This is a genomic window from Butyrivibrio sp. FC2001 (assembly GCF_000424125.1).
GTDB lineage: Bacteria > Bacillota > Clostridia > Lachnospirales > Lachnospiraceae > Butyrivibrio.
This window is the reverse complement of the sequence record NZ_AUJH01000008.1, coordinates 87,824-113,248: the sequence shown is the minus strand read 5'-3', so window position 1 is coordinate 113,248 and position 25,425 is coordinate 87,824. Positions and strand designations below refer to the sequence as shown.

The 25,425-nt window shown below is 43.5% G+C and carries 19 protein-coding genes and 1 pseudogene; all 20 read right to left on the bottom strand.

All coding sequences use genetic code 11. The features are described from left to right. Positions 1-237: 237 nt before the first annotated feature. Positions 238-927: a thiamine diphosphokinase gene (locus tag G601_RS0104415; RefSeq protein WP_026664596.1), complete on the bottom strand. Its 690-nt coding sequence runs from the start codon at positions 925-927 to the stop codon at positions 238-240. Between the two features lie 125 nt (positions 928-1,052). Beyond that, positions 1,053-1,961: an endo alpha-1,4 polygalactosaminidase gene (locus G601_RS21885; protein WP_051205575.1), complete on the bottom strand. Its 909-nt coding sequence runs from the start codon at positions 1,959-1,961 to the stop codon at positions 1,053-1,055. Between the two features lie 24 nt (positions 1,962-1,985). Next, entirely contained in the window at positions 1,986-2,801 is an 816-nt protein-coding gene (locus tag G601_RS0104405) for a DNA glycosylase (RefSeq protein ID WP_026664595.1), read from the bottom strand. Positions 2,802-2,865: 64 nt separating this feature from the next. Next, positions 2,866-3,825 (bottom strand): galactose ABC transporter substrate-binding protein, encoded by a 960-nt coding sequence (locus G601_RS0104400; protein ID WP_242834378.1) that lies wholly within the window; start codon positions 3,823-3,825, stop codon positions 2,866-2,868. 112 nt (positions 3,826-3,937) lie between these two features. Next, positions 3,938-5,050, bottom strand: coding sequence for a sugar ABC transporter substrate-binding protein (locus G601_RS0104395; RefSeq protein WP_026664593.1), 1,113 nt, complete (start codon positions 5,048-5,050; stop codon positions 3,938-3,940). Then, positions 5,043-6,902, bottom strand: coding sequence for a sensor histidine kinase (locus tag G601_RS0104390; protein WP_026664592.1), 1,860 nt, complete (start codon positions 6,900-6,902; stop codon positions 5,043-5,045). Before G601_RS0104390 ends, G601_RS0104395 begins: the two co-directional genes overlap by 8 nt. Then, positions 6,844-8,436, bottom strand: coding sequence for a response regulator (locus G601_RS0104385; protein WP_026491092.1), 1,593 nt, complete (start codon positions 8,434-8,436; stop codon positions 6,844-6,846). The genes G601_RS0104390 and G601_RS0104385 overlap by 59 nt, the downstream gene beginning before the upstream one ends. 587 nt (positions 8,437-9,023) lie before the next feature. After that, a complete protein-coding gene (locus tag G601_RS0104380) occupies positions 9,024-9,332 on the bottom strand; it encodes a hypothetical protein (protein WP_026664591.1) in 309 nt (102 codons plus the stop codon). A 134-nt stretch (positions 9,333-9,466) separates the two neighbouring features. Continuing rightward, positions 9,467-10,456 (bottom strand): galactose/methyl galactoside ABC transporter permease MglC, encoded by a 990-nt coding sequence (locus tag G601_RS0104375; protein ID WP_026491090.1) that lies wholly within the window; start codon positions 10,454-10,456, stop codon positions 9,467-9,469. 109 nt (positions 10,457-10,565) lie between these two features. Beyond that, positions 10,566-12,077: a sugar ABC transporter ATP-binding protein gene (locus G601_RS0104370; protein WP_026491089.1), complete on the bottom strand. Its 1,512-nt coding sequence runs from the start codon at positions 12,075-12,077 to the stop codon at positions 10,566-10,568. A gap of 258 nt (positions 12,078-12,335) precedes the next feature. Then, complete coding sequence (locus tag G601_RS0104365; RefSeq protein WP_026491088.1) at positions 12,336-13,460, bottom strand: galactose ABC transporter substrate-binding protein; 1,125 nt, start codon at positions 13,458-13,460, stop codon at positions 12,336-12,338. A gap of 287 nt (positions 13,461-13,747) precedes the next feature. After that, positions 13,748-15,148: a GGDEF domain-containing protein gene (locus tag G601_RS0104360; RefSeq protein ID WP_026664590.1), complete on the bottom strand. Its 1,401-nt coding sequence runs from the start codon at positions 15,146-15,148 to the stop codon at positions 13,748-13,750. A 215-nt stretch (positions 15,149-15,363) separates the two neighbouring features. After that, positions 15,364-16,554, bottom strand: coding sequence for a multiple monosaccharide ABC transporter permease (gene mmsB / locus G601_RS0104355; RefSeq protein ID WP_026664589.1), 1,191 nt, complete (start codon positions 16,552-16,554; stop codon positions 15,364-15,366). Next, positions 16,547-18,103 (bottom strand): multiple monosaccharide ABC transporter ATP-binding protein, encoded by a 1,557-nt coding sequence (gene mmsA, locus G601_RS0104350; protein WP_026664588.1) that lies wholly within the window; start codon positions 18,101-18,103, stop codon positions 16,547-16,549. Before mmsA ends, mmsB begins: the two co-directional genes overlap by 8 nt. A 202-nt stretch (positions 18,104-18,305) precedes the next feature. Then, positions 18,306-19,514, bottom strand: coding sequence for a multiple monosaccharide ABC transporter substrate-binding protein (gene chvE, locus G601_RS0104345; RefSeq protein ID WP_026664587.1), 1,209 nt, complete (start codon positions 19,512-19,514; stop codon positions 18,306-18,308). Between the two features lie 234 nt (positions 19,515-19,748). Continuing rightward, on the bottom strand, positions 19,749-20,813 hold the full coding sequence (locus tag G601_RS0104340) for a sugar ABC transporter substrate-binding protein (RefSeq protein WP_026491083.1): 1,065 nt from the start codon (positions 20,811-20,813) through the stop codon (positions 19,749-19,751). Positions 20,814-20,842: 29 nt separating this feature from the next. Next, positions 20,843-22,465: a response regulator gene (locus G601_RS0104335; RefSeq protein ID WP_026491082.1), complete on the bottom strand. Its 1,623-nt coding sequence runs from the start codon at positions 22,463-22,465 to the stop codon at positions 20,843-20,845. A 46-nt stretch (positions 22,466-22,511) separates the two neighbouring features. Then, a complete protein-coding gene (locus G601_RS0104330) occupies positions 22,512-23,981 on the bottom strand; it encodes a histidine kinase (protein WP_026664586.1) in 1,470 nt (489 codons plus the stop codon). After that, positions 23,974-25,053 carry a substrate-binding domain-containing protein gene (locus G601_RS0104325; RefSeq protein ID WP_081673381.1) on the bottom strand — a complete coding sequence of 360 codons (1,080 nt, stop codon included), beginning with the start codon at positions 25,051-25,053 and terminating at the stop codon, positions 23,974-23,976. The genes G601_RS0104330 and G601_RS0104325 overlap by 8 nt, the downstream gene beginning before the upstream one ends. A 59-nt stretch (positions 25,054-25,112) precedes the next feature. Then, positions 25,113-25,418, bottom strand: a pseudogene (locus G601_RS0104320) (recombinase family protein); the annotation flags it as partial. Positions 25,419-25,425: the final 7 nt, after the last annotated feature.

Below are 25,425 nucleotides of genomic sequence, written 5' to 3'. Positions count from 1 at the left end.
CTTTAATTTAAACACTCGTCAAATATAATCTTAGAGAAATTTGTGTAAAAGTACGTCGGCTCAATATCATTTCTTGGTTTTGGCGTAACAGTCCTCAGAATTATCATTTGTTTTTCGTAATCCGTTACGTCTATCGCCCATATATAAACCTTCCTGGTTGAATGCCAGTCAAAAGGAGGAAATTTCCGCGCCAAAATAAACTATATAACATAAAAAATTATTCGTCATAACACAATCTTACTCACTTACCACTATAATTACGAACAGTTTCCCTTCTCGTACGCTCACCTTGGCAATATTCCCTTTGGGAACTTCATTGGAAACACCAAGAGGAAAGCTTGTAAAAAGGTCTGCATCCTCAATATTGTACTTGGCATCCCGGATTGTTACTCCGTGCGCATCACCGCCTGCTGCCAGGAGAGAGAAATACTTACAGCCTGACGGAATCTCTATATATCCAGTACCGCTCTTTCGAGAAAAAGCTCCTTCACTAACCTCTCCGGAAATATCACCTTCCATATTCCCTGAAACCACCCTAATCTCAGAATAGTCATCAACTATCATGCCCTCACAGCCCTTCTCATCCAACATAAGAAGAATTGCAAGATTCCCAAGGGTGTGGTCGAAGCGTTTACCCAAAACTCCAACAAGCACAAACTCGGTGTAGCCACGCTTTATGCCTTCCTTCACTGCATAGACAGTGTCGGTGTCGTCCTTTTCTGTGGGCAATACAATAGTCTCAACATCCATATGTGGATTCTCGTGGGAGTCGAAATCTCCCACAATAAGAGAAGGTGCAGCTCCCAGCTTCTCCATATGAGAAAGTCCGCAATCACAGTAGATTACATAATCTGTAACCCTAATGTGATCACGGACAAATTCATAATTTCCTATCGTAGATCCCCCAACAATTACACATCTATTCATATCGCCCAACCTTCTTTTCTCATTATCAATAGCATCACATATCTTCTAATCAATATGCTTAGAATTTCAAAAATCTTATTTCTTCAAAATCATCAGACTATTTAAGCTTCCATAATCATCATACGTCACACATTCCCATCCAGCGCCAGCGAGTCAGTGACATAGCACTTATAGCCGTTCTGCTGGCAGAAGGTCCTTATCTTCTCAACAAGTCTCATATCCTGAGTGTACTCGATCATGTACACGAAAAGTCCCTGCTTGTAGGCTCTCGCCAGATACTCCTCCATATAGGCCCTGTCCATAGCAGTCTGTTCGCCGAACACACCGTTCTCATAATCCTCAATAGTACTGAAAACAGACTCCTGATTTATGCCGTTTATGATATCAGAATTCCCATCATCCATGAGCTTACTGACAAACATATCTCCGCCGTTGATGATTATAGGAAGGTGATAAGTATCCTTCAGCCTGGTGATTATCTTCACAAGTCCCTTATATATCCAGCTATGCTGATAGAGATAGTAGACATCAGTATTATCTATGAAAAATCCATCAACTCCCTTTAATACCAGCTCCGCCGCAATATTATCAACAACATAATCCTGCCATGCCTGCTCTGAGACATCGATCCAGTACTCACCGGGCCAGTTATCATAAGCAGAGAGTGTAAGTCCTTCAAAGGTGCTGTAGTAATCCCTGAATTCCTCAAGTGAACCCACATTAAGATAGCTGTAGATTCTCCTTCCGTGGGCCTTAAGAGATCCCACATCCTCAGCGGATACGTTCTGGGCATCGATTATTGCAAGCCCGATATTGGTGTCATTATCAAGCTTAGCGTGAAGCTGCTCGGCAGTTGCACCAATGTACACGCCGTAGCCCCTTGGTCCATCGGGAGACTCTATATCCACGATGTAGGTAGCTTTAGCATTGTAAGCAGGAATACACACAGAAGCTCCTGCGCCTAAAACAACACACATCACCACAGCGGATATGGTTCTAATCATTTTGGAAAAAACGCTGACTCTATTTCTCATAGTGCCTCCAAAATCTCTGAATAATTACGCTCTGCCATTTTTCTCATAATAGAATATGTACTGCTGTATTATTCCTGCATTCTCCCCATATTCAGGGAAAGGATTCACCCCGCCAAACTCTTCATCTATCGCCCTGGCGATCCACACATCAACAGGGGCTCTGCCCATCCTCGCGTATGCAAAAAGGCACACACAGTTGGACACCTTTTTACCAACGCCGTGGACCTCCATCAGAGCTTCAAATAACCCTTCATCATCAAGGTCGTCCAGCTTCTCAAGATCAAGCTCTCCGCTATTTGCTCTTCTAATTGCATCATACACGTATGGAGCTCTGTAGCCAAGACCACATTCCTTTAAATCATCAAGTGTGGCTCCGGCCATCTGCTTTGATGTAGGAAAAGCATATATTTCATCATCAAGCTTTGTTCCAAACTTAGCTGAGATTGCTTCCACGGCACTTGATATAGCCGGAATACTTTTCCTCTGGGAAATAATAAAGGATATCAGCATCTCCCACTTATCCTGCTTCAGGATTCTAAGGCCGCGGCCGCAGTCTATGGCTTTGTCACTAAAGCTGTGCTTACCATATTCCCTGTTGCAAATATCAGCGTAGTTTCTGTCCATATCAAAATATGGCATCCAGATTTTTTCCCATTCCTTCTTGGAGCAGGAAATATCAAAAGCTTTTGCATCGCCTTTACTATCTGACTCTTTTATATAAAGCACATGCTCTCCTGTAATGAATCTGAACACACCAGGCTCCGTTTCCTTAACTCGAAAGCACTGTCCACTTATCTGTATTTTCTTTGGAGCAAAATCATCCACAATTGTTATCTTCATGTAATAGCCTCTTATCAAGCAAAATGTATTTCAGCCAGCGCTCTTTATCTCTTCAAATCGATCATCACTTATGAATATATTGAAGCACGTTGGCGGCATCCACCTTCGCATAGGGAAGTCTTATATATCTTCCGTCCTCAAGGTTTAAGGAGCTAACGGACTCTCCCTTGGCAAGGGCTATGGCAAGGTCGTACATAGCCTTGGCCTGACCCTCCTTGTCGTTGTAAATGGTTCCCATGATTGTCTTGTTTACAACAGCCTCAAGTCCGACGTCTGTGCCATCGATCCCAAATATAAGCGGTCTCTCATCAGCGGAGATCTTTGCACTGTTATAGGCATCCACTGCGCCCAGAGCCATGTCGTCATTATTGGCAAGAACAAGCTCTATGCCATTTTCCGTTCTCTCAATTAGCTGTGCCATCTTGGTCTGAGCCTGAGCTCTGTTCCAGTTAGCTATGGCGTAGCCCACCTTGTCTACATCAACGCCCTGCTCTATCAGGGTATTAACTGAATACTCAGTTCTAACGATGGCATCCTGATGGCCTGCCTCGCCCTCAAGCACCACGTACTGAATTCTGCCATCGCCGTTTTTATCAGCATTGACTGATTCTCTTCTTAGCATGTTTGCTGCAAGCTCGCCCTGAAGTCTTCCGGACTCGAAGGCATCCGCACCCACGTAGTAAAGCTTTGGCCACTGGGTGATATCCTCTTCAACCAGCTCCCTATTAAAAAAGATGATCGGTACATCATTTTTCTTAGCCAGGTCAATGATCGTATTAGGTGCGGTTCTGTCCACAAGATTCACGCAGAGAACGTCAACGCCCTTTGTGATCAGCTTTTCCACCTGTTCATTTTGCGTAATCTGGCTCTGTGAAGCATAGACATACTCCACGTTCACACCATCTGTAATGCATTTGTCGAAGCACTGGATCAGCTGGGACAAATACGTATCATACTGGTCGTACCCGCACACTCCGATCTTGATTTCAGTGGACTTTTGCTCCTTTTTCCCGCATCCTGCCATGGAAATTGATGAAAAGAGAAGCACTCCCATCAGCAATATACCACAAAATCTTTTCAGAGATTTTTTATGTACTTTTGATCTTTCATGGCCATTTTTTCCCCCTCGTTCATGGTCACTGCATTGTTGTGAAAAGGTATTTCTGAATATCATCCTTAAACATGTTCTCCTGGTTTATTACTCGGTATTCCACGATGTCGTCCTTCATGGAAGTAAGCTTGTGATCAAGCTTGGATACTGCTTTTTCAACAGCTATGTAGCCCATACTGAACTCGTTTGGCACTATCATGCTGATAATTCTGCCTCTGTCCAGATATGAGATGTTTCTGATAGAGGTCCCCTCACCGTACAGCTCATAGGAAGGAAGAAGCTTTCCATTCTCACCCAGCTTGTAGGTGTAGGCTGTGGAGTTAGCCTCGTAGGCATTTTCTATCTCTCCGAAAAGCTCGGCCGCAGCCTGAAGGCTATCATCATCCAGTGCAACAATTATATCCACCGGATTGTCTCTGTAAATCTTCTTTATCAGCGAAAGATTTGCTTCCTGAAGATCATTTCTGAAAATCTGCATACCCTCAGCTCTGTTTTTCAAAAAGTCGTCTCCGTCCTCTCCGCCAAGGATTATGCACCAGTTTACATTACCATTTTGCACATCAAGTGTATCAAAAATTCCGGTGACCTTATCCACTGAACTGTAGGTATCCATCCTTTTTGCAACTATACCTATCCTAAGGTCAGACAGTCCTGTCTGGTGCCTCAGGAGCACCTCATTTCCAAGGGCTCTTCCTATCTGATAGTTGTCGGGAGCTATCGTTGCGAACTTACCCTCGATGTCTACGTCAGTCTCTACCCCTGTTCCCGTGAGGGCAAGGACTGCTTTTCCGCTTATGTCCTTGATATAGTCTGCAGTTCCACCGCTTTTTATAAGCTCTGTCACAATGGCATCCGCGCCGTTCTGAATCTGCTTGTCTATGATGGACAGTTCTTCCTCCGCACCGCTAAAGCCCGATGTATTTACAAAATCAATCATCACGCCTCTGTCAGTGGCTGCGCTCTCCGCTCCAAGCCTGAAGGAATTCCACCTCTCACTCTGGCTGTCCTCAACCACGACCGAGATGGTGTAATCTTCATTTTCCGCGGAGCTCTTTACAAGTGCATAGGTCGATATAACTATTGACAAAATCAGCGCCGCTATGACTGCCAGGATTATCCTGCTTCTGTTCTTAGCCATTTGCACCTCCCTTTTCAAGCCGCTCCCTGTTTTCCTCGGTAGCAGGTATTGCCGGCAGATGTATCGTGACCTTCGTGCCCTCATCGGGCTCACTCTCTATTTTAAGACCGTACTCCTCACCGAATCTTAGCTGGATTCGCTTGTGTACGTTGATAAGTCCAACTCCGGAGCCGTTCTTGCTGGCGCGCTTATCCTCAGTCAGAAGATAGGGCAGCTTTTCAGAGGGGATTCCATAACCGTTATCGATTACTTCTATGAAAATATCCTCGCCGTCCTTGTATCCTTTTACTGTAATTTCGCCGTCTTCATCCATATTTTTTACTCCGTAATATATGGCATTTTCAAGAAGTGGCTGCACGATAAGCTTAACCGTCAGGCACTCCTTAATCTCCGGCTCAATATCATAATTTACTGTAAACGCATTTTTAAAACGAACCTTCTGAATGTTCATGTAGTTCTCAGCATGGCGAAGCTCATCCTCGATGGGGATGATGGTGCGACCCTTACTTAGGGATACTCTGAACAGGCTGGCCAGCTGGGTTATCATGAAAACTGCTTCCTTGTAATGCTCACCCTCAATCATCCATACGATGGAATCTAAGGTGTTATACAAAAAGTGCGGATTTATCTGTGATTGCAGGGCATCAAGCTCGCTTTTTCGCTTTTCCTCCTGCTCGATGACGATGTCCTTCATCAGTCTGTTGATCTCGTCAAGGGAGCGCTGCAGAGTCCTTCCAAGGTGCTCAACCTCTGTAGTTCCGCCGATATAAATCGCAGAGTCAGTCTTTCCGGCTTCGATTGTCTTGATCGATTCGTTCAGCTTTCTAAGGGGCTGTGTTACCTTCCAGGTCACCATCTGGTTCATAAAAATCATGGCAAGGGCTGTAAGTGCAGCCACAAGGATTACGAAATATCTTGTGCTCTGCATTCCAAGATAGAAGTTCTTTATCGGAGTTACGCTGACAAGCTTCCAGCCAGTGTAGCTTACTGTATCTACTACAACTATTCGCTTTTCACCCTCAAAATTCTCCTCATATACTCCGTCATCATAGCCTGCTGCCTGGGCAAAGTTTTCATTGTGAATCCCAAGGGATATCTGCTCCGCCTTGGGGTGGTAGATAAGCTGACCGTTGCCGGTTATGAGGTAGACGTACTGGTCGGAGTTTAGCTTGTTTACACTCTCCATCATCTGCTGAATTGTCTGGTAATTCATGTCAACAAGAAGCACGCCCATCCTGGGCTTTCCGCCATAGTTAAGCTCTACCGCGCGGCTAAGGGATATTACCCAGTGGTAGCGATAGTCGGTCTCGTCTATGAATAGATTTTGTACATGTGGTGTGGAAAAATGCAGATTTTCCAGATTGGCAAAGGCTGTAGAAAACCAGCTCTGCTCAGGAACCTGGGCGTTGTCCTTTTTCAGGGCGATGGGCGCTGCGCTTATGAGATCGCCGTTACTTGCAAAAAGCGCAAAGCTCACCAGGTTGTCCTTATTAGCCTCGTAGAGAAGACTCATCTCAGTGGATATATCCTCGGACTCAAAGTCCATATCCTTTATGACGTCGTAGTACATCGCATCAGAGATTCTTCGCATTCTTCGAAGGTAATCCTCAATGCTGTCAGTAGTTCTTGCCAGCATCAGGAGTGAATTGTCCGTCATCATCTGGCGGGACCGTCTCTCAAATCTCTGATACATGGACATGCCCAAAAAGAGCATGCAGACCGATGATACCAGTGTGAAGGATATCAGAATGATGCTCTGGATTGTGCGGGGATATAGCTTTAATAGGTACTTTTTAAGATAATCCCTGTTTGTATTTAGATGGCGATGTCCCGAATTGTTTTTTGAAAACATAGCTGAAATAGTTGGGGTCTCCGTAACCGACCTGCTGTGCAATGACGTAGGTCTTTTCATCTTTTTCTATAAGGAGCTGCAGAGCCTTCTCCATGCGGTAATCCGTAAGGTAAGTCACGAAGGTCTTGCCTGTCTCCTTCTTAAAAACAGTGGAAAAATATGCACTGCTCACCGCAAGCTCGGAGCAGATGCGATCCACAGAAAGGTCCTGATCAGCATAGTGATCGTTGACATATTCTATGGCCTTCTTTACAAAGGATTTTGTGTTATCAGATCTCTTTTCCCGGAGCATGTTCTGGAGCTTTATGCAGGTTTCCTTAAGCCAGCTCATGAGCTCAGTCTTTTCAAGCTGGGAAAGGTTGTCGTAAGCATCATTTTCCGGGTCAAATATCTCATCAGTATTCAGCTGATTGCCTCGCATGAATCTGTAGATTTCACTAATCATTTCAAGGACGAAAAACTTGTACTCTGAAACGGACATATCCGCCGAGGTTCCGCCGGTTATATAATCTTCAACCGACTTGCTAAGAGCTGCTTCGTCCTCCATTTTTATCTTCTTGAATATCTCATGAAGGTCTATCTCTATGTCTGCCGTCTGCTTAATTGTGGGCGGCGCTATCTCAGAGATGTTGATAGCCTTGGTGGTTCCGTAGAGAACTCTGTAGGATACGGCATCCTTTGCGCCATCATAGGAGGTCTTTAAGTCTTCAACACTTCCGACTATCTCTCCGATTCCGATGGTCACGTTTGCCTTGCAGACTGTCTTTGCAAGTCTGCAGAATCTGTCACAGTCATCCGTGAACTTAGTCTTCGCCTCAGTTGATGTGAGCTGTGCAATCATGACTGTGCTTCCAAGATATGAGAAGAATCTCGCATTGTAGGAAGGGTTACTTCTCTCCTCCGCAAGCCTTCTTACAGACACAGACAGAAGGACATGGCTTACTCCCTCCGGTAGGTCCGTGGTACTTATATGAAAAATCGCTACGCAAAAGAACGGTCCTTCAAGCTTTATCTGATACTCCTGCAGATACTGGGGAATTCTTTTTTCCTCTAGCTTTCCATCAAGAAGCGCAGCAAAAAAGTCCTCCTGCAATAGCGGAAGTGATTCCATGTAGTAGTTGGTGAGTTTTTCAAGGTTCTGTCTCTCATCTCGCTCTTTATCAAGAGACTCATGAATTCTTGTAAATACGCCCCTAAGCTCCCCTGCATCTATGGGCTTTAAGATGTATTCCTCCGCCTCAAGCCTTATGGCTTCCTTGGCGTACTCAAATTCATCATAACCTGAGAAGATTATGATTCTTATTCCGGGATAGAGCTCCTTGAGCTTTTTGGACAGCTCAAGTCCTGTCATGTAGGGCATCTGTATATCCGTCATGACAACATCGGGAGCATGCTCCTCAGAGACCTCCAAAGCCTCAAGTCCATTCTTGGCATACCTTGGCTCCTCGAATCCCATCTCTTCCCAATTCAATTTTCTTTTTATGGCCTGGGTGACTTCCTCTTCGTCATCCACAAGAAGTACTGAATATTTCATTTTGTAAACCCGTACGCCTGGAGCGATCCGAGTATATATTCATTCCAGACCTCTGTTACGCTTCGCGTAGAATCGGTCTGGTCTGAATATATACTCTACCCTCTCCAAGCTGTGTATTCATAAAATTAACTTTTTTATACTGTAATATTTTCTGTTTACGTCAGTGCTTAATTTACGTTTGATCCCGGTGCATTTTTTCTTGCTAGCGTAAGCGTTTTAATATCACGGTTATACGCCAGTTCAACCGATTTTTATTTTATAACAAATTCTGGTCTACTATGCTTTTGCAAAAATTATCGTTATATCGTTTGCGTTACGTCTATTCACTATTATTGTTCATTACAGGTTGAGCTTTTCATTATTTTCAGAAATCAGGGTAACTCTAAGCATTGAATATATCCAAAAAATTCATCCTATTTGCTTTATTACATTCTACCAGACGTAACCGTCCTCCAAAAACTGTTCTTTATTTCATAAACCGGTACGCCGGTAGCACCAAATTCTATTCCCCTGACGTAGCGGCACTAAAAATCCCCACTTTTCCTTCACAAATCAGTTCCACAAATTAGACCAACTCTTAATATCACTCAAGCGAACTTATCAGTAACCTTTTTCCACATAATTACCATAATAGCAGTACATGCTACGATCTGGATAAGTCCTGCAACAGGGCTGATAAGCACAAGTCCTGCCATTACAAGTGTGGAAATTCCAAAAAAGACAATTACAAGGCCTGCTGCCTTGCAGTAACCCTCAATATCCTTCGGGGGCTTCTCCTGTTTGCCGCGGACTGCTGTGTAGTCCTTAAAAACAAGAAGTCTGAAAGCGTAGTAAGCACATATTACAAATAATAGCAGGGAAATTCCTGACTGCTCCAATATACTGTTAAAAGTCATAATTACCTCTCAATTCATTATTTAAAAAGATACATTCTAATTGTATCTTTTTCCGCCTTTTCTTTCCATATTTTAGCAGAAAAAAGGCTAAGGAGAGTAATATCCCCTTAGCCTTAACAAATTTCTTATCTCAATTACTTCTTAGCAACATACTTTCTGATATCAAGTGAGATAGCTACGAAGATAACGATACCGATTGCAATGTACTGAGCGTTTGCGTTTACTCCAAGGTACTGGAGAGCTGCCTTCAAGAGCTCGAATACTGCTACACCGACGATAGCACTTGAAACCTTACCACGTCCACCGGTAACTGATACACCACCGATTGTACAAGCTGCGATAGCTTCCATCTCGTAACCATAACCAAGGTTAACGGATGCACCACCGGCCTTTGCACCAAGCATGAATCCTGCAAGACCATACATCATAGCTGCCTTCATGTAGATGAGGATCATTGTAAGTCTAACCGGAACACCGGCAACCTCAGCTGCCTGCGGGTTTCCACCGATAGCATACATGTATTTACCATGACGAGTCATGTTGAAGATGAACCATGTGATGATTGCTACACCGATTGCAATGAATACAAGGAAGCTGATTCCTGCAATGTTACCTGTAGCGATGTCTGTGTACTGCTTTACGTATCCACCAAGAGGTGTTGCGTTTGTGTAGATAAGTGCAAGACCATAAACGATTTCCATCATAGCAAGTGTTGCGATGAACGGAGGAACGTGAAGGAATGCGATGAAGAATCCTGTGATTGCTCCAAAGAAACCTGTGATTGCAAGTACGATAAGAAGTACTACAAATACGTTCATGGGCTGCATATCAGGGAAGAACTTACCTGAGTAATCAATCTTCTGGAGCAGTGTACCTGCGATACATGCTGCAAAACCGATCATACGACCTGCTGAAAGGTCACATCCTGCTGTGATAACACAGCCTGCAATACCAAGTGCGATAACAAGACGAGGTGCCATGTTTGCAAGAATATTAAGTCCGTTACCAACTGTAAGGAAGTTCTTATTTGTAAGTCCTGTATAGAAAACCAGGATAAACATTACTATGATAACTCCGTTATTGATCAGAAAATCTTTCATTTTCTGCTGCTTTGTCTTTTCCATTTTTTTATCCTTTCTATAAAACAATTGTCATAAGGAAGTTCTACCTCCCCTTGGTCGGTAGAACGGCGTCACTCACTATGCTCGTTAATACCTCGCTAAGTGATTGACGTCAGAACATTGTTGCGTAACTCATTACTTTTTCCTGAGTCATTTCAGCTTCGTTGTCGATCTCGCCGGTCTTTTTACCGTTACACATTACAACCACGCGATCGCTCATTCCAAGAAGCTCAGGCATTTCAGATGAAATCATGATGATTGCTTTACCCTGCTTTGCGAGCTCTGTCATGATCTCGTATATCTCGTGCTTAGCACCGATATCAATACCTCTTGTAGGCTCATCCATTATCAGGATGTCAGGGTCATTTGCAAGCCATCTGGAAATAATAACCTTCTGCTGGTTACCACCTGAAAGGTTTGCTATATGCTCCTGCTTACTGGGTGTCTTGATTCTAAGCTTATCAATACTTTCATCAACAACCTTGTTAATGCTTGCATGATCCAGTACAAATCCTGCCTTCAGGAACTTGTTGTAAACTGATACACCAACGTTGTCCTTAATGGAAAGACATCCAAAAATACCTCTTGCTCTTCGGTCTTCAGTTATCATTCCAATTCCGGCCTTCATGGCATCTCTGGAGTTCTTGATCTCTACCTTGTGACCATGAATCTTAATTTCTCCCTTTGAAAGATTTCTTATACCGAAGATACCTTCCATTAGCTCTGTTCTCTGAGCTCCTACCAGTCCGCCGAATCCGAGGATTTCACCCTTTCTGAGTTTGAAGGAAACATCCTGGAATGATCTCTTGTGGATTGAAGACAAGCCTTCAACCTCCATGATCACATCGCCGAACTCTCTGTCCTTGGGAGGATATATATTTGTAAGCTCACGTCCTACCATCTTAGCAATGATGTCATCTATGCTCATCTCTGCTGCAGGCCATGTGCCTACGTAGGTACCGTCTCGCATTACTGTTATATCGTCTGCGATGCGCTTAATCTCATCCATCTTATGTGAGATGTAGATCATGGCAACACCCTTCTTTCTGAGGTTCTCCATGATTTTGAAAAGCGCTTCAACTTCATTATCTGAAAGAGAAGATGTAGGCTCATCGAAGATGATTACCTTGGCGTCATGTGAAACTGCCTTTGCAATTTCTACTGACTGCATCTGTCCGATTGACAGTGTTGAAAGCATAGCCTTGGGATCGAAGTGCATATCAACTTCGTTCAGCCACTTCTCTGTTTGTTCGTACATTGCTTTATGATCAATTACCTGAATAGGTCCGATTTTCTTAACCGGGAACCTTCCCAGATACATGTTCTCGCCGACACTTCTTGCAGGTACCGGCTGTAATTCCTGATGCACCATCGCGATACCCATTTTCATCGCTTCATCAGGGTTTGAAATTACTACCTTCTGTCCATCTATAAAAATTTCACCGGCATCCATCTTGTAGATTCCGAACAGACACTTCATGAGTGTGGATTTTCCGGCACCATTCTCTCCCATCAGTGCATGCACTGTACCTGGGCGAATTGCTAACTGAACGTTATCTAGTGCCTTAACGCCGGGAAATGACTTGGATACGCCCCTCAGTTCCAATTTGTATTCTGATGCCATAATCCCTCCTAAATACTAAAAAACTGTTTATATATATTTCAATGATTTTTGCCATAACCGAATTGCTGGCTGATGATTAGATTTGATTAGTCAATAGTAATGCGGATGCATCCTGTGCATCCGCACTACTATTTAATTAACTATTTCATAAGGAAGTTCTGCTCTCAGGCTTCGCCTTCGCAAGGAAGTTCTGCTCTCAGGCTACGCCTTCGCCAGAACTAAGTAGTACACTAAGCTCGAAAATACCTCGCTAAGTGATTACTTAACAGAATCAAGAATCTCCTGAGCATTGTCTGCTGTTACCTTGATGTAGTCACAACCGATGTAACGATCGTTTGTCTGACCGTTAAGGAAGTTGATAGCTGCATCTGCTGCGCTGTGTGACTGTGAGAAGTGATCGTTGAATACTGTACCTGTCATTGTTCCAGCGATAACGTCCTCAAGTGCCTCTGAAAGAGCATCAACACCTACAAGGAAGATGTCTGTGCCAACTGTTCTGTTAGCAGCCTGGATTGACTGAAGAGCACCAAGTGCCATAGCATCGTTGTTGCAGAATACTACTTCTGTCTCAGGATGAGCTGAAAGAGCGTTAGCAACGAGCTGCTGAGCTGTAGCCTGATCCCAGTTACCTACCTCATCATCAAGGCACTCAACCTCAAGACCTGCATCCTCGATAGCCTTGATTGAGAACTCTGTACGATACTGAGCGTCAACGTTCTCCGGGTCACCCTCGATCATGATGTACTGGATCTTACCATCCTTGTTAAGGTCAACAACGTCCATGCCAAGGTCTGAGATGATCTCACCCTGGTATGTACCAGACTGACGAGCGTCACAACCTACATAGCAAACGTTCCAGCCGTTGTCTTCCCATCTCTGCTCTTCGTCTGCATCGGGCTCACGGTTGATGTAAACAAGCGGGATGTTAGCGCCAACTACAAGGTCTGTAATTGTTGCTGCTGAAGAAGAGTTAACAGGGTTGATGATAAGTACATCAACACCACTTGTGATGAAGTTCTGAATCTGGTTTGTCTGTGTAGCCTGGTCGTTAGCACCATCAACGATTGTGATATTGTCAGCGTTGAAGCCCTGAGCTACAAGGTAGTTCTGAAGTTCGTTTCTGAAAAGAGTCATGAAGTTATCAGAGAACTGATAGATGCAAACGCCAACCTTCTTATCTGCAAGGTCTCCGCTAACTGCATCAGCTACTGTCTCAGCTGCTTCTTCTACAGTTGACTCAGCTGTCTCTGCAGCTTCCTCTACTGTTGACTCTGCTGTCTCTGCAGTTTCCTTAGCTGTGTCAGCTGCCTTGTTACCACAACCAGCGAGCATTGACATTGAAAGAGCTGCTACTGTCAAAAGACTAACTACTTTCTTTTTCATAATTACTTTGTCCTCCTATACATTTGTGCATCTGTACTTGTTAGTGCAATATGCACACGTTTTTGATTACATTAGACATGATAGCAATAGTCCTTTCGTAAAAACATAGAGAATTCTTCTCTCGTTCTTGAAAATTCTATGCAAATTGAAGAAAATCTATAAAATTCTTTATTACTTGTATAATTTTGGTGTATTCATAGAAGGATTTTCCAGATTTATAAAGCATAGTGCATAAAGAAAACGCATCCTCCTCCGAATGGATTTGGATGCGTCTGTAATTTTGACAATTATGATCTTTTTTTATCGGGATACTTTATATAGAAGTTTTCCTTCTCTTCGAGCATCTGTTTATTGGCATTTCTAAGAGCTTTTCTAAGGTCTCCCTCGGTACTGTCAAAGGCTGTTCCTATGGCAAAGTACACGCCGTCCGGGTTTGATCCCCGCTCTCTTAGCTTTTCTATTCTTTCTTGAAAATCCTTCTCATCGGCGTCCTTACATACAACAGCGAATTCCTCTCCCGCAGATCTGAAAACCTCTGTCTCATCGAATATTTCGCTAAGTATATTTCCCGCTTCCTCAAGGCACTTATTTCCGGCATCATGCCCATTTTTTTCATTTAATGCCTTAAGTCCGTTCATTGTGCAAAATGCTACACCGATAGGATACTTTTGCCACTTTAGCTGTTCGGCATATTCGTCAACCACACGGTTCATGGCAGCTCTGTTCCTTACACCTGTCCTCATATCCACGCTGGTCAGCCACTCAAGGCGGGCCAGGAACTGGTTGTTAGCCATCTCCGATGATACGAAAAGTGAAAGAATTTCCAGGGTTTCCTTTATGGTTACGAGATTATCCAGATTAAAATTGGTAACCAGAATATATCCCACAGTGACTTTTCTCTGCTGTAACGGTACCAGGCACAGGTTCTCAATGCCCTTCATTCTAAGAAGCTGTGCCCACTTAGGGGTTACCTTCTCAACGACGTTCTCAATATCTGCCTTATCTCTCATAATGAAGCAGTCGCTTTCACCGATAAGGTCATCCCACTTATCTATGGTGTCAAATGACACTCCCGAAAATGACTGGCCCGCAGCCATAGCTGTCTCTTCGATGCTTTGACAGATAAGCTCGCTCTTTTGCTTTTCCCGGTTCATGGATATAACGCAGGCAAAGGTGGCATCCGTGAAAATTCTTATATCTTCAATAACCTGATTGATATTTACCTTGAAGTCATTATCGCTTCTAAGCTCAAGGCAGCTTTTTATAACAAATCCGGCAACTGTAGGGGATATAGTAGAGAACTTACCTGCATCCATCTCCTTTGTAAGGTCATAGATAAACTGGCAGTATCCGGTTTTCCCATCCTCATCCGGCTGAAGAGGAAGCAGGATATTGTCTGACCATGCACCCAGGGTCTTGGTAGAATCTACATAGGTGTGGATCTTTTCTCCGCCAAAAGCAGCTCTAAGGCACATGTCATCAAACTTAGGCTCCCTTGGAAGGAATTTGGTATAAAGCTCTCCCTCAACCATCTCGCCTGTCATGCTGAATTTGTCATTTGTCGCAAAAAGTCTGATGTCTCCTGCAGTTCCATCCTCATTTTTCTCAACGGATAAAATTGCACAGGGACTTGTAACAGACTGGGCTATCATTTTGTATTTTTCATACGCAGAATTAGATGAATTCATTAAAATGCCCCCTGATATCATTAATAACATCCACGACTATTATTATTTTAGCATAAATAAATATATGAAATAGTAAAAATATAATAAACAAAAAGGCGCTGTACCCTATTGGTACAGCACCTTGAATCACCCCTCATAAAACAGTTTGTTCCCCCAAACGATAACCGTCAGACAAAGGTCTTCTTTTTATTCCAAACTTTTTATTATTTCTATTATCAGTTCTTAACCATCAGCTTACCGCCGCGCTTAGATACAACGTCGAAGATAACGGCTGCAAGAAGAACGACACCCTTTACCACCTTCTGCATGTTGGCATCAACACCCATAAGTGACATACCAAGGTTGATAACACCCATGAGTACCGCACCGACAATAACTCCGGGAACTGTACCGATTCCGCCGTAAGCAGATGCTCCACCGATGAAGCAGGAACCGATAGCATCCATCTCGTAGTTCTGACCGTATGTAGGCTGAGCGGATGTAAGTCTTGCGATTGTGATCATTCCTGCAAGTGCTGCAAGGAATCCCATGTTTGTGTATGCAAGGAAGTAAACCTTGTTTGTATTGATACCGGAAAGCTTTGTAGCCTTCTCGTTACCACCTACTGCGTAGAAGTAACGTCCAACAGTTGTGTTGCTTGTGATGTAACCATAAACAAGAACTACTACAAGTACCCAGATGAGAACTGTAGGAATACCCTTGTGCTGAGCAAGCTTGTAAGAGAAGATGATGATTACTGCTGATACAGCAACGAGCTTGCAGATAAATGCACCGAAGTTTTCAACCTCATAGTTCTTCTTTGATCTCTGCATACGTGTGCTTACCTGGATCATGATGAAAAGTGCAGCAGCAACAAGTCCTGCAAAGAGACATGTAAGGTTAAGTGTTCCATTTCCAAAAACATCGTGTATGTAGCAGTCTGCACCACCACCAAAGAGGTTAACAAATGAGCTCTTATCCTTGATTGAAACTGTAAGTCCGTTAAGTACTACGTTTGAAAGTCCTCTGAAAACAAGCATTCCTGCCAGTGTTACGATGAAAGGAGGAATTCTTACAAATGCGATCCAGAAGCCCTGGAATGCACCGATTGCTGTACCGATGATGATCATGATGATAATTGAAAGCCATACAGGAACCTTCATATTTACCATAAGTGTAGCTCCGACAGCACCTACGAAGCAGACAACTGATCCAACTGACAGATCGATGTTACCACCAGTCAAAATACAGAGCAGCATACCTGTTGCAAGTACGAATACGTATGCGTTCTGTGAAATAAGGTTACTAACGTTCATAGGCAGGAGAATTGCTCCGCCTGTTCTAAATGAGAAAAATGCATATACTATGATAAGAACGAATATCATAGTGTTCTTTTTTATAAAGCCAATTACCTGGTCCTTATTCATGATTAACCTCCTTCTTCTTTCCGGATGACTGTAAGATGTAAGTCATAATTTTTTCCTGTGTAGCATTTTTACCATCGAGTTCTCCTACTATTCTGCCCTCGTTCATTACGTAGATTCTGTCGCACATTCCGAGGATTTCGGGAAGCTCGGAGGAAATCATGATAACTGATTTGCCCTCAGCTACCAGCTGGTTGATAATGCAATAAATTTCGTATTTAGCACCTACGTCGATACCTCTTGTAGGCTCATCAAGGATTAGTATGTCAGGGTCTGCAAACATCCATTTTGAAAGCAGTACCTTCTGCTGATTACCACCTGAAAGGTTTCCTACATTCTGCTCTACTGAAGGAGCCTTGGTATTTAACTTTTCCTTATAATCAACAGCAACCTTGTACTCTTTATCCTTATCGATGATTCTCTTTTTGCTGACCTCTTCGAGGTTTGCAAGTGTTGTATTTATCTTGATGGGATTTGTAAGGATAAGTCCGTTACCCTTTCTATCCTCAGTTACATACGCAAGTCCGTGCTTGATAGCACTCTGTACGTTCTTTAATACAACTTCTTTTCCATCTATTGTAAGCTGTCCTGAAATTTTCTCGCCGTAGCTTCTTCCGAAAATACTCATTGCAAGCTCTGTACGTCCTGCACCCATAAGTCCGGAAATACCTACAACTTCACCCTTTCTTACGTTGATACTTACGTTGTCGACAACCTTTCTGTCCATATATAAAGGATGGTAAACATTCCAGTTTTTAACTTCCATCTTTACATCGCCAACATTATGTTCTCTTGAAGGGAAACGATCGGAAAGTTCACGTCCAACCATGCCCTTGATGATCCTGGCCTCTGAGAAGTCATCAACACCCTTGGTCATTGTCTCGATTGTAGATCCGTCACGGATAACCGTGATCTTGTCTGCAACGTAGGAAACCTCATTGAGCTTATGGGAAATAATAATAGAAGTAAGTCCCTGCTCTTTTTTCAGCTTCAGCATAAGATCAAGAAGTGCCTGTGAATCTGACTCATTAAGTGAAGATGTAGGCTCGTCAAGGATAAGAAGCTTTGCATTCTTTGAAAGAGCCTTCGCTATCTCGACAAGCTGCTGTTTACCAACACCAATGTCCTTAATCAATGTCTCGGTGCTGTCCTTAAGTCCGACAACATCAAGATACTTACGTGCAAGATCACTGGTTTCGTTCCAGTTGATCTTAAACTTTGTTCCTCTTTCATTTCCAAGGAACATGTTCTCCGCAATTGTCATGTATGGTATAAGTGCAAGCTCCTGGTGAATAATAACGATACCCTTTCCTTCACTGTCCTTGATATCGTTAAACTTACACACTTCACCGTCATATATAATATCGCCCTCGTAGGTTCCATACGGATAAATTCCGCTAAGTACGTTCATCAGTGTAGATTTACCTGCACCATTCTCACCTACCAGTGCGTGGATTTCGCCTTCTTCAACCTGGAGATTTACGTTATCCAGAGCTTTTACGTTGGGGAAGGTTTTGGTGATATTTTTCATCTCAAGTAAGATCTTCGCCAAGTTAACCCCTCCTTTTCACAATTTGCTTTTCCATTTTTATAGATACCCTATCCCATTATAATTTTGAGGTTCTGCTCTCGGGACAAGCCCTCGCCAGAACTAAGTAGTACATCAGGTTCGAAAGAACCTCACCGGGTGATTACTTAATGCATACTTCGAGGCGGGTTTAATACCCGCCCCGAAAGAATACATTCAATTAGTATTACTGAAGCTGATCCTCTGTGTAGTAACCAGAATCGATAAGAAGTTCCTTATAATTGTTTACATCTGCGAATACGGGCTCGCAAAGGTATGAAGGAATAATACCTGTTCCGTTGTCATATGTCTCTGTATCGTTTACAGGAGCCTCTGTGCCCTTCATAAGAGCGTCAACCATCTCTACTGTCTTAGCTGCAAGAGTACGTGTATCCTTGAAGATAGACATTGACTGCTTACCAGCGATCATGTTCTTAACGTTTGCTACGTCACAGTCCTGACCAGTGATGATCGGCCAATCGCCTGTGTAGTTAGCTTCAAGTGAATTGGTAACGCCGAGTGCTGTTGAATCGTTTGAGCAAAGAACTGCATCAAGCTTTGTGCCATCAGCGTAGTTTGCAGAAATGATAGCGTCCATTCTGGACTGAGCTGTCTCTGTTGCCCAGTTAGCTGTAGCAACTTCGTCGAATTCCTTCTGTCCGGACTTAACTACGAGCTTACCCTCGTCGATGTACTTGTTAAGAACATCCATTGCACCGCCATAGAAGAATCTAGCGTTGTTGTCACCGGGATCACCAGTTACGATCTCGATATTGAAGGGGCCTGCAGCATTGTCAAGATCAAGCTGATCTCTGATGTACTCACCCTGCTTTGTTCCTACCATGTAGTTATCGAATGTTGCATAGTAGCTAACAGCGTCTGAGTTCATGATAAGACGGTCATAAGCGATAACCTGTACGCCCTGCTCCTTAGCCTGCTCAAGAACTGTTCCAAGTGAATCACCATCGATAGATGCGATTACAAGAACCTGAGCGCCAGAAGAAATCATGTTCTCAATCTGGTTAACCTGAGTAGCGATATCGTTTGATGCATACTGAAGGTCAACCTCATATCCAGCTTCCTCGAGCTGCTTCTGCATGTTCTCGCCGTCCTGGTTCCATCTCTGAAGATCCTTAGTAGGCATTGCTACGCCGACCTTACCGCCGCCTGAAGCTGTTGTCTCAGTAGCCTCTGTAGCTTCTTCTGTTGATTCAGCCTCTGTAGCTGCCTCAGTAGTTTCCTCTGTGGAAGCCTCTGTCTCAGTTGCTGTCTCTGTTGTTGTTTCTGTTGATGTCTGTGTGTCAGATGATGCAGGTGCAGATCCACCGCCGCAGCCTACAAGAAGTGATGCAGCCATTGCTACACTAAGAAAAGTACTAACAAGTTTTCTCTTCATTTTTGTTTCCCTCCCTATTGAGAAATTTTCTGAGAAATTTTCCTGCGGATATTTTTACCCGCTCTTTACAGGATATACATTATCACAGTAATTTTAGGAATAATTTATGATATTCTTCAAATTTTTATAATCAGGGTTCACGAAAAAAAGACTCTTATAGCATTTTTTTGCTATAAGAGTCTTTAATTTTAAAAATGTGCTATTCTTTACGGTTTCCCGATCACCAAAAAGGCTTCAATTTTCTTTCAGCTTGGAGGGGACGTTTAAGTATACATCCTCCTTTAAGTGAAAGCCGCTGTTTATGATAACTTCATCCATGTTATCGGCATTTACACTTACGGGATCTATCTTAAGATATGGAACATCATAGGCTCCGTCATTTTTGGTTGTTATCCCGCTTATGGTCTGTGTTATTTCCTCGCCCTTCGCCATCTTGACCGCACACTCTGCTGCTCTCTGGGCAAGCTTTTCAATGGGCTTATATACTGTCATAAGCTGAGTTCCCTCGACGATTCGCTGACACGCCTCAAGGTCGGCATCCTGTCCCACAACCATCTTTTTCCCTGCCATTCGCTTTTCAGAAAGTGCCGTAACCACGCGGCTTGCAAGGTCATCATTTCCGCACATTATTGCGTCGCACTCAATAACCTTAGTCATATTACTGTAGATGTAATCAGCTGCCAGTTCAGCCTTCCAGCCTTCCACGTAATATTTGTCCAGAATCTCGTTTCCATTCTCCTCCATGACTGCTTCAAAACCTGTGCAGACCATGGGGACATTGTTATCATTTTCAGCGCCGTTTATCATTAGCACTTTTCCGCCGGTAAGTCCGTTGTCCACAAGTGCCTGTCCCATCATCTCTCCAACCTTCTCATTATCGAAGGATATGTAGAGATCAACATCCGCTTCGCTTATCAGTCTGTCGTATGCTATCACCTTTATTCCGGCGTCCCTTGCCCTCTTTAGGTTTGGCCTTACTGATGCAGAGTCTATGCAGACTATGACGATGACATCCATTCCCTTTTTGATGAAATACTCAATCTGCCTTTTCTGCTCCGCCACATCACCGTTGGCATTCTGGATGTTTACATCGGCGCCAAGCTCCTTTGCCATGGATACGAATACGTCCCTGTCTCTCTGCCATCTCTCTATAACAAAGGAATCAAAGGTCATTCCTATCTGTATCTTATCGCTGTCTGTTTTACTCTGACCGCTCTGCCCCTTTTCCTCGGTAGAGCATCCGCAAAGGCACGCTACCACCATGGTCATAGCCAGTGCTACGGCAGTCAGTCTTTTCAATATTAAAAAAATGCTATTCGTTTTTATTTTCATGTCTCTTCTGCCTGCCTTGCGGAGAACTTTCCTTCCTTATATTCTGTTGGGGTTACTCCAACGTTTTTCTTGAAGCTTCTGCTGAAGTAGTTGGGATCTGTATATCCGCACATTGAGCAGATTTCCTTCATGGATTTATCGGAATTGATCAAAAGGTCCTTCGCCCTCTCTATTCTTATTCCTGTCAGATATTCAATGAAGTTACTTCCGCTCTCCTCCTTGAAAATCTTGCTGAAATAGTAGGGCGAGATATTAACAACCCTCGATACATCATCAAGGGAGATGTCCTTTGAAAAGTTCTCCTCGATATATCGCTTCGCCATCTTTATGGCATCCGTTGACTTTTCCTCGCGCTTTATAAGTACGTTCTTGCAGGCAGCGGATATCTTGTCGATAAACCAGCTCCTTAGCTGATCCGGCGTATCAAGCGCCATTATCTCAGGAAGATAGTGATTTCTTGCGGAGTAGTGGTAGGTCTGTCCGCCGTTTAAGTACATGATTCGCTCCGCATACAGCGAGAACTCCAGAACCTTAAGACGCATATCCATCACGTCGCCACCGTTTACGGCATTGCTCATCCAGTCCGCATATTTATTAGCTATGGTTATAGCCTCGTCCAGGTCTCCCTTGGATACCGCATCAAAAAGCGGCTTTTCAAGGTCGATGGGATAGCCCTCATCATAGTCGCAGCTTATGGGAAGGTCCTCCACATGGGCCACGGTTCCTGTCGTTGCAATAAGTGCGTTTAGGGCTTCGTGATAGGAGTCGCCAAGCTCTCTTAGGGGTTTGATTTTTCCTATTCCAATGCGAAATTTTATATCGGTCTTTTTCCTTAAGTACCTTGCAAGATCCCTTGCCTTATCCACGACCTCGGTTCTTGTGGCGTATTCCATCTTCTGCGAGTAGGAGGGCACCAGAACAGCGATCTTATTGGCCATTACATTTCCGATCTTGCAGTCAAAAAATTCCTTTACACCCTCTCTTATTTCCTGATATTTTCCGGAGACCTTGACCGAGCTTCCGATGGCGTTGGTCATGTGGTTTCCCTCCTGGGAATCACCGCTGACTATGGCCATCATGTAGCCATAATTTTCTTCTATTCCAAGAATTGTCTTGTAGCTGTTGATGTCCTCGTCAAAGTGCTCCTGAAGAAGGATGTCGTAAATAAGACCATTCTCGATTATGGGCTCGATGGTCTCCAGCTTTTCCTTGATGATAAGGTCGTTACTTCTCTTTTCACGCTCTCTGTCTATCTGAGCCATGGCTTTTTTCAGGACTTCAATTATCTTCATCCTGTCCACGGGCTTATTGATATAGTCGAGAACGCCAAGCTTGATTGCCTCTTTTGCGTAATCGAACTTATCATAGGCTGTCATTACTATGAAAATTGTATTTGCGGAAAATTTCTTGATCTCTTTCATGGCTTCTATGCCGTTAATTCCGGGCATGTGAATATCCATGACGGCGATATCCGGTCTGAAGCGCTCTGCAAGCTCTATTACGCTTCTTCCGGTTTTCGCGAATTCGACATCACAGAGATTACCAAATTCCTTCTCTATGATAAATTTCATTGAATCGATGACTATACCCTCGTCATCGGCTAGCATTATCCTATACATTATTACTAATCCCCAATTAGTCAGCTAAGCTGACACCTTCCCAATATCATTTTAGCGGCAGTCTTATCAGAACCTCGCACCCCTTTCCAATACCTCCGCTCCTTATGGAAACCGCATTTTCTTTTCCCGTAAAAAGCCTCAGTCTTGAAATTACATTTACCATTCCGATTCCGTTGTGATCATGCTGCTGTTCATCCTTGCTCCAGCTTCCGTCAAGAATGCGGTCTATGTCCACAAGGCTTATACCCTTACCATTATCACATACGCTTATGCAGGCATCGTCGTCTTCCCTGTATACCCTGAGGGTTATCCTGCCCTGATCTCCCATTTCCCTGATTCCATGGTTCACAGCATTTTCAACTATTGGTTGAAGCACCATGTTGGGCATTTCGATCGAGAGTAATCTCTCATCCACCTGCTTTTCATACTGAATATCCCCAGAAAATCTTACATTCAGTATCCTTATGTAGTTATCAACAAGGGTTACCTCTTCCCCAACGGTAACCTCTGTCTCATGATTTTTTACATTATATCTGAAAAAGTCCGCTACGGTCTGCACATATTCGTAGGTCTTATCAGCGCCCTCCATCATTGCAAGCTGTGCACCGGCATTAAGGGTGTTGAAAAGGAAGTGCGGATTTATCTGCGCCTGAAGGTATTTAAGCTGTGCGTCCTTTAAGTGAGCCTCCATGGTGAGCTCCTTTTCCTGCATGAGGCGCTCCTTCTCCATACTCTCGCGCTGCCTTATTATGTACTCCTTAATGCTGACCACCATCTTGTTGAAGGCCTTTGTAACTATACCTATCTCATCGTGATAGGGCGTCCCCGGAAGCTTGGTATCAAAATTACCTGCCGCTACTTCATTGGCAGAAGATGCCAGCTCTTTTAACGGATTTATCATCATCCCAACTATTATGATGATACTGACGATATTACCGATCATGACAAGAGTAAGGACTATTATCGAGGTGCTCTCAAAGGTCCTGAAGGCTTTCGCAAGCTCCGTGTAGCGATCAGAGTTACTTACAAACTGCTCGTTATTAAGTCTTGCGATGTAAGCTGTGATGTATTCGTAGAGCTCTGTCGCATCCTCGTAGTGTGTCCTGTATTTTTCAACATTTCTTCCGCGCTTTGCTTCAACCGTCTGTGAAACACCATCCAGATAGTTGATGGCCATATTTTTGATGTTGCGCTTCATTCTGCTAAACGACTGATCCGTCACAGGTCCGTCCAGCTCTTCAGCGAGATTCTGAAGCGTCTGGGCACTTTTATAATAGCTCTCCAGTGAGTCCGTGGTCTTGGAGCTTAAGTAACTGGTCATGTTGTCCTGAACCTCTGTCAGAGAATTGGCCAGCTCGTTCAGCTGTCTGTTATCCTGATAGACCATCTCCATATCCAAAGCCATGCTGTTGATTCCCAGTATCAGGAATACATTTACTATGAAAATGATGATGTTGGCAGCCATGTATATGCTGACTATTTTCTTTTGTAGGGGGAGATTAAAGAATCTATTCATCGCTCTCCTCCTTGATCAGATATTCAGCTACATTTTTCCCGTTTATAAGTGTTACATCCGCAGTGAAGTATTCACTGGTGGTCCCGTAATCGTAGAAATCTGACAGTGCCTCTATGCAGTACTGCCCCATCTGTCTTGTGTCAATTGAAATTGTGGCATAAACTATACCCTTATCAATTGCGTTAACGATGGATTCGGAGTTGTAGTAGCCAAGGATATTAACATCTCCAACCTTGTTGAAATCTACAACCGCCTGGTATGCGCAGATTGTGTTCTGCTCATTTAAGCACACGATTACATCCGGAACTGTATCATTTAGGAAGATATCTCTGATAGACTCTTCTACAGAAAAAGGATTCTTATTATCCACAGGAACTATCGAAATCGAAAACTCAGAGTTTGTGGCATTTTCCTGATCAAGGGTCTCCTGAAGTCCGGAGATAATGATGTTCTGTCCGCTGTCCTGGGAATCCGTATTTACAAGAACCGCTATCTGCATGGTCTTGCGGTGTCCCATCTTTTCAGACTCTATAAAGTCCTCTCTTCGCTTTTCCTTGATTATATTGAAAATCTGTCTGCCGTACTCTCTTCCGATGTTGTAGCTTCCGACGCCCACAAAGCTTCGTCTCTTGGATTTGGTGCTGTCACCGTAAAGTGTGATTACCGGTATCCCTTTATCATCTGCTTCGTTTATGAGATTTGTCATCTCCTCGCTCTCATTGGCAAAGACTATGATTCCGTCAACCTGTGATGCTATGGCAATTTTCATCAGCTGCTCGCAGCTGTAGTCACCTGCAATGTTCTGCCCCAAAAGATCTACGTATATGTTCTGGTCCTTGGCAGCATCGAAAGCCCCCTTGTACACTGCCTGCCAGAAGTCCGCCTTATAGTTGTCGGTTATCATCACGTAGTATTTATCATATTCGGTAGCCTCTGAGGCCTTGCCGAAATCTGCCATATAAAAGCGAAAAACAAGTGCTCCCACCACCAGCGTAGCCAGGGTAAAGAGCACAGTTGTTAATAAAAGCATTCTCTGCTTATTCAGTTTGTTTGTAGTTTCCTGTGTCCCCATACTTGGGATTTTAACAGATAAAGTATGGGGTAACAATAGTATCTGTTTTTCAATAATCCCTGCATTAGCTGTAATGAGCTGAGAACATCAGCAGCATTTCGCCCAAATCTTGATAACTTAAACACCAAGACATAACTCACACCATCCGTACCACTAACAATTTCTTCAAGCATCCTTGAGAACTCCGGTCTACCATTTATATTTTTGCCGGAGTAACCTGCATCTGAAAATTCTTTTACAACTTCCATGTCCTGATATTCAGCATATTTAGTGAGTTTATCACGTTGGGCATCCAAACTATAACCGTCAACCTGTATTGCAGTAGAAACACGAGTGTAGATATAGCATTTCGTTTGTTTCTTCATTTTGAAC